Source organism: Haloferula sp., assembly GCF_049672945.1.
In the GTDB taxonomy this organism is placed as follows: domain Bacteria; phylum Verrucomicrobiota; class Verrucomicrobiia; order Verrucomicrobiales; family Akkermansiaceae; genus Haloferula.
This window is the reverse complement of the sequence record NZ_JBATWY010000237.1, coordinates 1-14,044: the sequence shown is the minus strand read 5'-3', so window position 1 is coordinate 14,044 and position 14,044 is coordinate 1. Positions and strand designations below refer to the sequence as shown.

7 protein-coding genes and 1 pseudogene are annotated in these 14,044 nt (G+C 59.1%); 5 read left to right on the top strand and 3 right to left on the bottom strand.

Features of this window, described 5'->3' with window-relative positions; all coding sequences use genetic code 11:
- The 3 genes and pseudogenes from WBG04_RS20855 to WBG04_RS20845 all read left to right on the top strand — a co-directional run.
- Positions 1-539 (top strand): annotated as a pseudogene (locus WBG04_RS20855) (hypothetical protein); the annotation flags it as partial.
- A 272-nt stretch (positions 540-811) separates the two neighbouring features.
- Positions 812-3,346 carry a DNA topoisomerase III gene (gene topB / locus WBG04_RS20850; RefSeq protein WP_424316661.1) on the top strand — a complete coding sequence of 845 codons (2,535 nt, stop codon included), beginning with the start codon at positions 812-814 and terminating at the stop codon, positions 3,344-3,346.
- A gap of 377 nt (positions 3,347-3,723) precedes the next feature.
- Entirely contained in the window at positions 3,724-4,359 is a 636-nt protein-coding gene (locus tag WBG04_RS20845; protein ID WP_424316660.1) for a site-2 protease family protein, read from the top strand.
- Between the two features lie 3 nt (positions 4,360-4,362).
- On the opposite strand, the gene WBG04_RS20840 is transcribed toward WBG04_RS20845, so the two are convergent.
- The 3 genes from WBG04_RS20840 to WBG04_RS20830 form a co-directional block, all read right to left on the bottom strand.
- Positions 4,363-5,100 (bottom strand): TSUP family transporter, encoded by a 738-nt coding sequence (locus WBG04_RS20840; protein ID WP_424316659.1) that lies wholly within the window; start codon positions 5,098-5,100, stop codon positions 4,363-4,365.
- A gap of 204 nt (positions 5,101-5,304) precedes the next feature.
- A complete protein-coding gene (locus WBG04_RS20835) occupies positions 5,305-6,594 on the bottom strand; it encodes a DUF1501 domain-containing protein (protein ID WP_424316658.1) in 1,290 nt (429 codons plus the stop codon).
- Positions 6,595-6,638: 44 nt separating this feature from the next.
- The gene (locus WBG04_RS20830; RefSeq protein WP_424316657.1) at positions 6,639-8,183 is read right to left on the bottom strand and encodes a DUF1800 domain-containing protein; all 1,545 of its coding nucleotides are present in this window, start codon (positions 8,181-8,183) and stop codon (positions 6,639-6,641) included.
- Positions 8,184-8,657: 474 nt separating this feature from the next.
- Here WBG04_RS20830 and WBG04_RS20825 point away from each other — a divergent pair, with 474 nt between their 5' ends.
- Positions 8,658-11,579 (top strand): choice-of-anchor Q domain-containing protein, encoded by a 2,922-nt coding sequence (locus tag WBG04_RS20825; RefSeq protein ID WP_424316656.1) that lies wholly within the window; start codon positions 8,658-8,660, stop codon positions 11,577-11,579.
- Positions 11,580-11,608: 29 nt separating this feature from the next.
- Positions 11,609-14,044: DUF3656 domain-containing U32 family peptidase (locus WBG04_RS20820; RefSeq protein ID WP_424316655.1), on the top strand; the 2,436-nt coding region annotated here is incomplete at its 3' end.

Below are 14,044 nucleotides of genomic sequence, written 5' to 3'. Positions count from 1 at the left end.
GCGCCAGCCTCTGTGACGATCCCGCCGATTACCGCTGGTGCGGCTACGCCGAAGCCCTCGCCGGCGGACGACTTGCCCGCCAGGCCGTCTCATTCCTCAACTCGCTGGCACCGCACGGTGGGCGACTGCCTGACAACCAGCGTCCGAAAACCCACAAAGAAAGCCTCCAACGCTGGCGCTGCTGGCTTTTCGGCCTGCCGGAAACGGAAGCCGCGCAAGCCGAGCAACTCGCCCGCGAGAAAAGCCGACCCGGAACGGCCGCGACGAGGGACCGAGTCCCCCGAGAAACCGCGCTGAAAGTTCTGAAAAAAGGCGGCCGCCTCGATCGGGCAACCTATCTCCGATGTCGCGTGCGCTATTTCACCGACGGCCTCGTCATCGGCAGTCGCGACTTTGTCGAGCAGGCCTTTGCCGCCTGCCGAGAGCATTTTTCAGCCACCCGCCGCCACGGTGCCCGACCGATGCGCGGACTTGAGCTCGCCCCCAAGCCCGAGCGTCTCTACACCGCAAGACAACTTCAGAAAGAAGTGGTCACTTAATGAGTGTCCGCCTCCCCGAACGGGATCATGCCGGATGGTTTCCCATTCGAAGCCTCGGCAAAGAACTCGCCTCTGCGGCACCCCTTCAGGGCTCTACCACCGTCCTCCAATTCTCCTACATCTCAGCGTCTTACCCACTCCGCCAACCCCTCCATTCCCACCGCACCCCAAAACTCATCCCCTACGGGGATCGCGACCCCAAATCGGGAATCCCCTTGCCAAGCCGCCCTTCCCCCCGCTAGTGGCTCCTCACCGACCACTCTGACACCTGCATGGGAAAAACACTGATCATCGCCGAAAAACCCTCCGTCATGACCGACCTCAGCAAATCGCTGACGAAAGTCCTCGGCAAGTTCAACAAAGAGGGAAAAGCCCGCGAAACATGGTTCGAGAACGATCAAGCGATCATCACCTCCGCTGTCGGCCACCTCGTCGAACTGCGCATGCCCGTCGGCCCGAAAGGCAACAAACTGCCTTGGAATTTCGATGTCCTTCCCGCGATTCCCGACACCTTCGACCTCGATCCGGTTGAAAAAACTGCCCCACGTCTCCGCCAGGTCCTCAAACTTGCCAAACGCAAGGACGTCGACACCATCGTCAATGCCTGTGACGCTGGCCGCGAAGGCGAACTCATTTTCCAATACATCATGGACATCGGCAAAATCGACAAGCCGGTGAAACGCTTGTGGATGCAGTCGATGACCAACCAGGCCATCCTCGACGCTTGGGAACGCCTCCGCCCCGAGGAAGAAATGCAGGACCTCGCCGATGCCGCCCGCTGCCGCTCCGAGTCCGACTGGCTCGTCGGCCTCAATGCCACCCGCGCGCTGACCTGTTTCAACTCACGCCACGGCGGCTTCAACATCACCTCCGCCGGCCGCGTCCAGACTCCGACACTCGCCATTTTGGCAAAACGCGAAGCCGAGATTCGTGCCTTCAAACCGGAAAGCTACTTCGAAGTCCATGGCACCTTCGGCGTGCAGGCCGGTGACTACCCGGGGCGCTGGTTCGATGAGTCTTGGAAAAAGAACGCCGAAAAGCCGCACTCCCGCCCAGAGCGGATCTGGGACCGCGACCAAGCCACCGCCATCAAGGAACGCTGCGACGGCAAGACCGGCGTGATCGAGGAGACCAAGCGTCCTTCCACCCAGATCCCTCCCCAACTCTACGACCTCACCACCCTTCAACGCGAAGCCCCCTTCTCCGCCAAAGGCACGCTCTCACTCGCCCAGGCACTCTATGAGAAGCACAAGATGGTGACCTACCCGCGGACCGATTCGCGCTACCTCCCCGAGGACTACATGGCGACCGTCCGCGAAACCATGGCCGAGATCGGCAACTCCGGCCTCCCCGTCGCCGAGTATGCCAAGGCCGTCCTCAAAGGCGCGGCGAACGGACCGAAGCTTCACATGTCGAAGCGCATCTTCAACACCGCCAAGGTCTCCGATCACTTCGCCATCATCCCGACCGGTCGCGTCGTGAAACTCAGCGATGCCGAGGAAAAACTTTACGACATGATCGTGAAGCGCTTCATCGCGGTCTTCTACCCGAACGCCGAGTTCGAACAGACGACCCGCCTCACCAAAATCACCACCGCGGACATCACCGACGTTTTTAAAACCGAAGGCCGCGTCCTCGTCAATCCCGGCTGGCTCGCCGTCTACGGCCGCAAACCAGGCATCGCTTCCGGCAAGGACGACCTCACCGTCGTCAGCCCTGGAGAATCCGCCGCGACCAAGGAAATCGAAGTCCGCGACGAAGAGACCAAACCACCCGCCCGCTTCAACGAATCGACCCTCCTCTCCGCCATGGAAGGTGCCGGCAAACTCGTCGATGACGAAGCCCTTGCCGAAGCCATGTCCGAACGCGGCCTCGGCACTCCCGCCACCCGCGCGGCGATCATTGAAGCCCTCATCCGTCAGAAATACATCGTCCGCGATGGCGACGGCGGCCGCTCGCCGATCCACGTCACCGCCGGTGGCATGCGCCTGATCAAAATCGTTCAGGAGATGGACATCAATGGTCTCGCCTCGCCGCAAATGACCGGCGACTGGGAATACAAACTTCACCAAATGGAGCAGGGCCAGCTCGCCCGCGATGCCTTCATGCAGGAGATCAAGAACTACACGACCGAAATCGTCGACAAGGCCAAGAGCCTCGCCTCCGAACTCAAGAGTCGTACCTTCCCTGATCTCAACGCACCCTGCCCGAAGTGCGGCGCCACCAAGCTCAAGCAGACCGACGCCACCTACGAATGCAAGGAGCCGGACTGCGGTTTCCGTTCGAAGAAGCACATCGCCAGCCGCTTGATCTCCGAAGAAGAAGCCCGCCAACTTTTCTCAACCAAGTTCGTCGGACCTCTCGAAGGCTTCCGCTCAAGATTCAACAAACCCTTCGACGCAGCCCTCGAACTCGACGACAAGTTCAAGATTAACTTCGTCTTCGATCAGGACGAAAAGGAATCACTCGATGATCTAACAGACGACCAGATCATTGCCCGAATCGAGCGCGACGGCAAAGAGATCAAAATCTACGCCACCGAGAAGGCCTACCTCGTTCCTGCAATCAAAACCAAGAACGACCCCGATGGTTTCCGACTCGGCAAGACCATCCTCCAGCGGGAGATCGAAGAAGCGCAGACCCTCAAGCTGATCAAGGACGGCAAGACCGACCTGATCAAAGGCTTCATCTCGAACAAGACCAAGCGCCCCTTCGACGCCTTCCTCGTGCTGGATCCGAAAACCGGCAAAATCGGTTTTGAGTTTCCACCACGCCCCGCCAAGAAAGCAGCCAAGAAAAAGGCCTGATTTCCCCTGGGCCTCCAGGCCGAGGTCAGACAGCAACCCTTTCCCTCACGCCGGTGAGGCCAGAAACCTTGATCCCCCAAGCTTTTTGAATAAATTGTTCAAGTGAGCGAAGAATCTCCTTGCGTAGTCTTACGGATTTCGCCATTCTCCGCCCGTCCCGCCCCCCACGGGTGCCTTCGCAAGAAGATTAACAGGACACCGTTTTCCCCCAAACGTGTGTGTGTGAGCCGCCCGGCAGGTCGTCCCCCGATCTGCCGGGCGGCTTCTTTTTTGGAGTGGCGCTCTCCCGAGCGCCATGAGTGGGCAAGGCGGCTTTCCAGCCGCCCCAGCGATTCAAGCTTGCCCCCAAGCGTTCCCGGCGTAAGACCTCCGCCCACATGGTCCGTTTCTCCCTCTTCGGCATCCCGATCGAAATCCAGCCCTGGTTCTGGATCAGCCTGATCCTCATCGGTGCTCTCAGCGTGAGCGAAGGTGCCACCTCCGACGGCCTGATCGTGCTCAGCCTGTTCGTCCTTGCCGGCTTCATTTCGATTCTCGTCCATGAACTCGGCCACGCCTTGGTCGGTCGCTCCTTCGGTGCCCCCACCGCCATCACACTGCAGGCCTTTGGAGGCTATGCCGCCTTCCCACCCGGCTCCTTCAACCGCAAGCAGAACTTCCTGATGACCGCAGCCGGTCCTTTCTTCCAGATCGTGCTCGGACTCATTGCTCTGGCGATCTCGATGTTCGCTCCTCTGCCCGCGACCCTGATCTCGGTCTTCGTCACCTTCATCATCTGGATCAGCTTCTTCTGGGCAATCCTCAACCTCATTCCCGTGCTCCCACTCGACGGCGGCCGCCTGATGGAAACCGTTCTCGGCCCCAAACGCATCAAGCTCACCCTGACCATCAGCATGATTGTCGCCATTGGCGCCGCAATCCTGATGTTCACCCGCACCGGCAGCTTCATCTTTCCGATCTTCCTCGGCATGATGGCCTACCAGAACTGGCAGGCCCTTCAGCAGCACCGCTGAAACTCAGCTGAGCATCCGCACCGCCGCGAACGCGGCGAAGGCCAGAATCATCCACTCGAAAGCGCGCTGTGGCACCTTGAGCAGCAGCCATTTCCCGATGAAAATCCCGGCCACGATCCCCGGAGCCAGCTTCAGGTTTTCAATCAGCGTCTCGGCATTGATCAGATTGAGCTGACCATTGATCGGCACCTTGATCAGATTGATCAGCAGGAAAAAGCGCGCACCGATGCCGATCATCTCCATCTTCGGCAAGCGGCGGGACAACAGGTAAAGTTGAATCACCGGACCTGCGGCATTGGCGAGCATCGTCGTCACCCCACCCGCCACGCCTGCACCGGTGCCAAAGGCATGGTGGTCCGCCATCCTTGCCAGCAGCCCGGGGTTCACCGCTCTCAGACCCTGCAATGCCAGCATCAGCAGGATCGCCACTCCAATCGTCCGCCGCGCCACCAACTCAGAGACATTTCCCAACAACCACCAACCGATCGCCAAGCCGACCAAAGCGGCCGGCAGCAAGCGCCACACATCCTTCCATGTCCCATACTTGCGGAATGCCGGATAGACGATGATGTCCGCCAAGATCAGCAGCGGTAACGCCATACCCGCCTGTGCTTTCGCACCATACAGGTGCGTGAACATCGCCACCCCCAACAAAGAGGCCCCGCTGAACCCTGCCTTCGACACACCGACGCAAAACGCTGCCAACAGCGCCAAGGCAAGTTCCCACGGACCATCCAGCACGCCCGCAGCCTAACGACCGCAGCCTAGGCTGCCAGCTTCATCGTACGATCGCTGGTTCTTCCGGCTTTGGGGTACAGGATTCAGGGGGCAGTGGTCAGAAAGGCAAAAGGCATCGGGTCGCGACAGCGTCTTCTGCCTTTCTTACCCCTGCCCCCTGGCCCCTGTTCCCCAAAGCCCGAAGCACCTCATTGAATCACTTTCTCCTCACCCCATGAACCCGAGCGTCCCGTATTGCCCCTTCAAAATCGGCTCCGGATTCGTTCGCATCCAATCCTTCAGCACCGTCGCATAAACCCGACGGAAATCGACCGAGTGCTTCAGATCACCTTTCTCCAGATCCGTCAAACTCGGCTGCTTGCCATAGATGCCACCTTTCACCGCTGCCCCTGCCACAAACAAACACGATGCCTGCCCGTGATCCGTGCCGGCGCTATTGTTCTCCTTCACCCTCCGGCCAAACTCCGAGAAAGTCATCAACGATACACGATCCGCATTTCCCTGCTCCTTGAGATCGGCAAAGAATGATTTCAAGGCATCGTCCAGCTGACCTAACAGACGGTCATGCGAGTTGACCTGCTGATTGTGCGTATCGAAGCCGCCGTGGCTCACATAGTAGACACGTGTCGGCATGCCCCCCGCCACCATCCGCGCGACCATGTTCAGGCTGCGGGCAATCGGGGTCGCACCATACTTGACACTCGTCCGGTGCTTCGCCGCAATCTCCAGCACCGTCTTTGAAGACACCCGCGCATCCATCGCCACCCGTTCAAGAAAGGCCAGATTGTCCTCTCCCACGATACCTCCCGGCTTGCCGAGCATGTCGATCGACGCTCCGTCCACGGGCGCATCCGGCGAGTTGAGCGAGTCAAAGAACCTCTCCGCCTCCGCCATCTCACCACCACTGTGCATCCAGCGGTAGAGCTCCGGCGAGCTCAGCGAAACCCCCGGATTCTTCAAAGCACCAAAACTCTCCGGCTGGGTCTTGTTCAATGAAATCCCCACCGTCGGATCCGATCCCGGACAGGCATTGTCAAAATAGCGACCGATCCACCCCGTATTCGAGCGGTTCGCCGTATCCGCGGTTTCCCAGATCGAGGTCGAAACAAAATGCGAGCGATTGGGATTCGGGTAGCCCACCCCCTGCACTACCGCAAGGTCCCCCTCCTTGTACAAACTGCCGAGATACGGCATCGACTTGTTCAACCCGACCCCGTCCGCCAACTTGATCAGATCCTTCTCCTTCTTCGCCAGACGCGGGCGCGCGCTGTGATAGGCATCATCCTCGAACGGGACGATTGTGTTCAGGCCATCATTCCCACCCGCCATTTGAAGTACGACGAGAATCGTATCATCCTTCCCGGTCACCGCCTGTGTTGCCAGATCCTTGGCCGCGACATGCATGTCCGCAAAGGTCCGCTCGACAAACATCGGCACCGTCCACGTCGCCGATGCCCCCAGCACCGTCGACCTCAAAAATTCACGTCTCGTTTTCATCGTTTTAAAATTGGAAAATTGATCATTGGAAATTCCAGCGAGCCTCAAGCGAGCTGGTAATGCGGTGTGCTCATCATCAGATGACAGAGCTCCGCCACTTCGTGATTGGTAAAGACCGCGCCCTTCTTTGCCTTGGCGTACTCGACGAAAGTCTCACGCTGCTTGCTCCCAAGCTCCGCCTGGAAAAACCTCGCGACCAGAGCATCGACCAGCTTCTCCGACTCCTCACGCAAAGCACGGGGTGCCAGTTTTTCATAATCCGGCCCGTCCCAACTCCTCGTTCCACGCGCCATCATCCTCGCCATCGGTCCCTTCGCCTCCTTGGCCATCTCCATCATCATGTCATCGCCACCCTCATCCTCCTGGCCGGTCAGCTCCGCGCCCTTCGTGACCATCCCGGAGATATTATAGCGGCTGAGCAGGGTATTGGTATTGATCCATGCCTTTCCCCAGTCCCAGCCCGCCACGTTCGGCGGCATGAAAAGCACCTGACCGAGCTGCGCTTGCGCGACGGTCACGTGACCTGGTGCCAACTCCTCAAGCTCGAGCTCTCGCGACATCTGGATCAGGAACTGAATCGGACTCTTGATCTGATTCCGAATCACTGTGCTGTCGTAGAAGGCACGCGAAAGCAGGATCTCACGTAACACCGCTTCCACCTCGAAGCCGCTCTCACGGAATGTTCTCGCCAAGCGCTTGCTGATCGCTGCCGGCACCTCGTCTTCGACGAAATATCTCCACAGCTTCCTCGGCAGATACTCGGCCGCCGCATCTTGCTCGAACAAGAGATCGATCACCTGATCGCCATCGAAATTCCCCGTCTTTCCGAATACCGTTTTCTCTCCATCATCCCACTGGCCACTGAAGTGAACCACTTTCCCCTCACGACGATCAAATCGATACCCCGTGAAGGCACGCGCCGCCTCCTTGATATCATTTTCCGAATAATTGCCCTCGCCCAGCGTGAACAACTCCATCACCTCACGCGCAAAGTTTTCATTCGGCTTCCCCTTCACCGATGCCTGTGTGTCGAGATAAAGCATCATCGCCGGATCTCTCAGCATCGCATGCGTCAGCGCCTTGAAGTCCCCGAAAGCATGCTCCCGGAAAAGCTGGTTCTGTTTCAGCAGCAGCGCCGGCTGCTTCACCTTCTGAATCGAGGTCGCAAAGTGGTCGTGCCAGAACAAGACCATCTTCTCACGCAGCGGTGCTTGCGAATGCATCAGCCGTCCAAACCACCATCCCTGCCCTTCGAAACCCTGACGTCGGCTTTCGCGCTGGGCCTCTTGCTGCTGCATCCGGAATTCCTTCTGAGCCGCCTCACTTTTGTCCCGCTCCGCCGCCATTCGGGCCTTCCGCCTCTCGGCAAAATTCTCCCTCATCGCCACAAATGCCGTCTTGGGATCCGCCCAAGCGGGTAGCGGAAAGGCATCCATCGGCTCCCGCGGATTCAAAAATGCCTCCACCGCCGCCTCCCGGCCCATTTGATGGACTCTTTGAATTTCCTCCGGTGACCCGCCAAACCCAGCCCGTCGCATCAAATGCGCCGCTTCGACCACCGTCCATTCGTCTTTTGCTTGTGCCAACATGGTTCAAAGACCATGAACCCCTTCTTCACATGAAAGTTGCACGGAATAATATCTGACCTGCTCGGTCAATCTGCAGGCTTGCCCACGACGGGTAAAAGTCTCCCAAACACCCGACACTCTCTGAACTTATACGGATCCAAACCATTGATTGGAATCCATCACCGATGGCGGATGAGTCCGGCATGAATGACCTCCAGGCAAGAATCGAGTTGCGGCACAATTCGTAGTAGCCTAGCCTCTACCGACCCGAATATCTCGCTTCGCACGGCTCGATCCGCGGGAAGTCCAAAGGCTCGGCTCTCGAAATTCCGGAATGACTGCTGCAATGCACCGACAGAACGAAAGATGACAAGATGACCGCCACCCGATGATGCTCGTTGTCGGCACATCCGATCAATTCATGCGCCAATTGGGACGGTATCTGCCCGCATCAAGATTGGCCCTCCTCATTTCCTTCATTCCCAAAACTTAGACATGCGCACTCACGTCTCCCTCCTCGCCATCGTATGCCTCCTTCCGACCTCGCCGCTCGCCGCCGCAGGCTTCACAGCGAGCGCGTGGAATGGAGATGCCACCAGCCGCATTGACCCCATCACCAATCAGTGGGCCTATCGCTTCGGATCAACAGCTTCAACCACCGTCAACGGCGTTTCTGTGTTCGGCATTTCGGGAGTCACCCCATCGAACCCCGGCAGCTTCAGCTTCACGGGAAGCACCGCCACCATCCCGGATATCAACAACCTCACCAGCGGAAGTGATGGCAGCGCTTCCATCGCCTCGAATTTTCTCTTTGGCGGACCGGACCGCACCATCACTCTTGAGGGCCTCAGCTCTGGTGTCGAATACACCGCCACGATCTTCGCCGTCGGCTGGGAAGATGCCATCGGCTTCCGCACCGCAACCTTTTCCAGCGGTGCCGACAGCATGGTCTTCGACCAGCATTCCTTCGGCCAACAGGCCGGTTTCCTCATCGAATACAACTTCACCGCCACGGCCTCGACACGCACCATCTCGATCACCGCGCCCACGCCGTCTTCACCCACCTTCCACATCTATGGCCTCGCCCTGCGAAAGGAACCCATCGTCGTCCAAAGCGCCAGCGACACCCTCGCCGCAGTCGGCACCCTGCGTCAGGCCGTCACCGGCGCACCGGATGGCTCGCTCATCACCTTTGCCCCGGCGCTCAGCGGAAGCCGCATTCCCCTCGTTCAGTTCAATTTCCTCATCAATAAGAGGCTGACCATTGACGCCACCGCACTTGCGAATCCGATCCACATCGATGCCCAAGCTGCCTCCCGTGCCATCGTCCTTTCCACCAACGACACCCAGATTGACATCACGAGCACGACCGGTTCCACCGCCACTCAAAGCGCAACCCCCAACGGACTCGCTGCCTCCCTCGCGCTCGACGGCAATCCCTCAACTTTCTCCGAGGCTATCCCCGATAGTCAGGGGCCCTTCGCGGAACCGGGCGACCCACTTTTCTGGAGAGCCAATTTCAATCGCGATATCACCCTCGGATCGCTCCAAATCATCAATCGTCCCGGCACCACCGAAACGGGTAGGCTGAGCAATCTCACCGTCGAGCTCATCAACCGCAGCGGGCAAGTCACTTGGCGCTCGTCCACCTTGAACTTCCGCAATGGTGCGCGAAGCCTCAACGAGGGACCAAGCATGCTCACCGTCGCCTTCCCGCCCCAGCGTGTCCACTCCGTCCGCATCTCAGGAGATGCCTTGACCACTGGCAGCATTCGTATTGCCGAACTCCGTGCCTTTGGCCCTCAGCTCACCCTGCGCGGACTTACCTTCGAGAACGGTTTGGTCGCAAATGGGAGCGGCGGGGCTATCTCCATCCAGCAGGGTGCCTCGGCCTCCATCGAGGACTGCAAATTCCAGTTCAACGAAGCTCGCTTCGGCGGGGCCGTCGACAACGGCGGCAGCCTTTTCCTTGGTAATTCCGAATTCGTTTCGAACCGCGCCTCCGGCCCGCCGGATGACCCCTCAGGCACTCGTTCCGGCCTTGGTGGTGCCATCTTCAACTCGCCGACCGGCACCACCATGATCGAAGACTCCACATTCCGCCAGAACACCGCCACAGGCCGTGGTGGAGCCCTCGCTTTTCTCGATGGCTTTGCCTCGATCTGCCAGAGTAGCTTTTCCCAAAACTCAAGCTCTGGTGGAAGCTCTGGTGCCATCTTGGTCGAGAAGGCTCGATTCACGATGGAAAGCTCAGAACTGCAAGGAAACTCAGCCGTCACAAGCACGGGCGCGCACGGCGGCGGCGCGATGCAGATCTCGGACACCAGCACATTGATTGATCACTGCCTTTTCGATGGAAACAGCTTTGCCTTTGTTATCGGCGGAGTTTTGGACGCAGATTCAGGCGGCGGCGCCATTCGCTTCCAAAACGGCAACCATGACGTCAGGAACTGCCGTTTTATCGGAAACGACGCTACAATATTCTTCGGCGGAGCCATCCTCTGGCAGAGTTCGGGCTCTCTGAGCAACTCACTTTTCAAAGGCAACGAAGCCTCCTCGGGAGGAGGCTTCCAAATCGACTCGTTCCATGGGATCACGGCAACGAATCTCACCCTTTCCGGCAATCGAGCCTCAACCGGAGGCGCGATCTTCCGGCGCTCAGACAGCAACCTCATCCTGAACAACAGTATTGTATGGAACAACCTTCACCGCGGTTTTATCGGCGAAGTGAGAGATGCTTTCAGTCCCGACAACTCAATCAACAGCATCGAACCCTCGGATCAATACTTCTCATCCGTGCTTCAAGGTCATGACCTCACGGGCGTCGGCAGCGGAAACTTCAACGGCCTCCTTCCCGCGAGCGATCCCCGTTTTGCCAAGCCCATCATCCTCAGCTTTGAAGACTTCAGCGACGTCAACACCTTCCGCGATAGCAACCTCCGGCTCGCCTCCGATTCTCCATTCATCGACGCCGGAAACAGCGCAATCAACTCTTACCCCCTCGATCTCGCAGGCAGCCCGCGCATCGTCGGTTCTTCCATCGATATGGGGGCGACCGAATTTCAAGGCAGCTTCGATGAAGTCGACCTCATCCTCGAAACGGATACCGACGGTGACGGCGTCCAAGCCGGCATCGAAGCCGCCATCGGCACCGATCCCTTCTCCGCCGACCTCGAACACCCTCATCATCTCCGCATCTTCCGTCAGCCCAACGGCAACGTCAGATTGACCTTTGGCGTCGATCTTGCCCAGCAGAGCCGCTACTCTCTCACCCTCAAAAGGGGTGAGTCTCCCGATTCCATCAACACCTTCCTCCAAAATAACATCAGCACGAGCTTCGTTGACGAGATTCAAATCTGGAACGAGCAACCTAACGGTCGGCGATTCTTCCGCCTCGAAGTCTTCAAACGCCCTTGAAGTCTTTACTGCTGAGGCTTCAATCCCCCATGACCGAACCCGAACTCCTCAGCCCCGCCGGAAACTGGGACTGCGCCCGCGCCGCCGTCGCGGCTGGTGCTGATGCCATCTACTTCGGTCTCCCTGCCTTCAACGCCCGCCTCCGCGCCGACAACTTCACCGAAGACGACCTCCCCGAGCTGATGGACTTCCTCCACCAGCACGGCGTCAAAGGCTTCGTCACGATGAACACCCTCATCTTCACCGGCGAACTCGAAGCCGCCGAACGCCAACTCCGCCTCGTCGCCAGCGCCGGAGTCGACGCCCTCATCATCCAGGACCTCGGCCTCGCCAAAATGGCCCGGGAAATCGCCCCAAACGTGGAACTCCACGCCTCGACCCAAATGACCATCACCTCCCCCGATGGCCTCAAATTCGTCGAGTCCCTCTTCCCCATGGAGCGTGCCGTCCTCGCCCGCGAACTTTCCATCAAGGAGATCACCAAAATCACCACCTCTCCGGAGACCGCGACGCCCATCGAAGTCTTCGTCCACGGTGCCCTCTGCGTCGCCTACTCCGGCCAGTGCCTCACCAGCGAATCCCTCGGCCAGCGTTCCGCCAACCGCGGCGAATGCGCCCAAGCCTGCCGCATGCCTTACGAAATCCTCGTCGATGGAAAAATCCAGAACCTCGGCGAGCACCGCTACCTCCTCAGCCCCCAGGACCTCGCCGCCGTCGACCTCATCCCGGAGCTCATCCAAGCCGGCGTCAAATCCTTCAAAATCGAAGGCCGCCTCAAATCCCCCGAATACGTCGCCGCCGTCACCCGCGTCTATCGCAAAGCAATTGATGCCACGCGTGGCATGACCGTCCCGGTCATGACCTCATCCAGCGCCAGCCCGAACAGTGGCATGACCGTCCCGGTCATGACCCCCCAGAGCATCACCAAACGCAAAGGTTCCAACCTGCCCCACTGGACCGCCGGTGGAGCCACCTATGCCGTCACCTTCCGCCAGAACGACTCCCTCCCAAAAACTGCGTTAACTGATTACCTGAACGCCAAAGCCAACGCGACCAAAGTTCTAAACAATGCCCGGCTAAAAGAAGATCCCTCCCTCATCCGCGATGCAGAGAAGCGTTTGCATGAAGCCTATTCCGAACATCTCGAAAGGGCACTCGAACAAGGCCACGGATCGTGTCTTCTGGGAAATCGAAAATATGCCGTCGTCGTCGAGAACGCCCTAAAGCACTTCGATGGCGACCGCTATGAGCTCCACGCATGGGCCATCATGTCGAATCACGTCCACGTGATCTTCAAACCCCTCGGAAAGAACACACTCTCTGAAATCCTCCATTCTTGGAAGTCCTTCACCTCACACGCAATCAACAAGCAACTCTCAAGAACGGGCGATCTCTGGCAGGACGAATCCTATGATCACCTCATCCGTGGAGAGAGGGACTACGCAAATCAGAAGACTTACATTCTGAATCATTCGACGAGCTTTAAGGGCGATAATGGAGCCCTCCCGGCTGAAGAAGGTCATGACCGGGACGGTCATGCCACGGTTCACGAGTCTCCCATCACCGATGCCGACCGCTACGCCCTCGAGATGACCTTCTCCCGCGGCCTCACCACCGGCTGGCTCGCCGGCACCGACCACCCCTACCTCACCCACGGACGTTTCGGGAAAAAACGCGGCCCTCTCCTCGGCACCATCACCGAAGCCCAGAACGGCTGGATCCGCCTCGACGTCCCCCCATCCGAGCAAACCCCACCCCTCAAAGCCGGAGATGGCATCGTCTTCGACGCCGGAGAAAACCGCGACCTCGAACAAGGGGCGCGCATCTGGAAAATCGAGAACGACCGCATCATCTTCCACCGCACCTTCAGCGGCATCAATTTCGACCGCATCCGCCCCGGCATCACCCTCTACAAAACCTCCGATCCCGCCCTCGAATCGGAGATCCGCAAGTTCTGGCAAAACGCCAAACTCACCCCAAAGAAGAAGCCTCTCCACATCACCGTCACCGGCCGCCCCGGCGAGCCCCTCGTGCTCAGCGCCAAGCAGTGGCATGACCGTCCCGGTCATGAACCCCAGCGCCCCGCCGAACAGGGCAAACCCTCTTCCCACCACAATGGCCCGCCCCCATCCCTCACCGGGACGGATCATAGCTCCCAAAAAAATCCTGAAGGATCAATTGGATCCATTCCGGTCGAGCGGAGCGCACCGGTGCATGACCGGGACGGTCATGCCACCACCTCCACCATCAACCTCGAACCCGCCTCCAAACATCCCCTAACCACTGAGACCCTCACCAAACAGCTCTCCCGTCTCGGCGACACCCCTTACGAACTCGCCTCGCTCGACAACCAACTCATCGGCGACTGCCACTTCCCGCTCTCCGCCCTCAACCAGCTCCGCCGCGACCTCGTGGACCGCCTCCAGCAGGGGAGCGTGGGCTTCTCGCCCTCTCCATCAACTCCG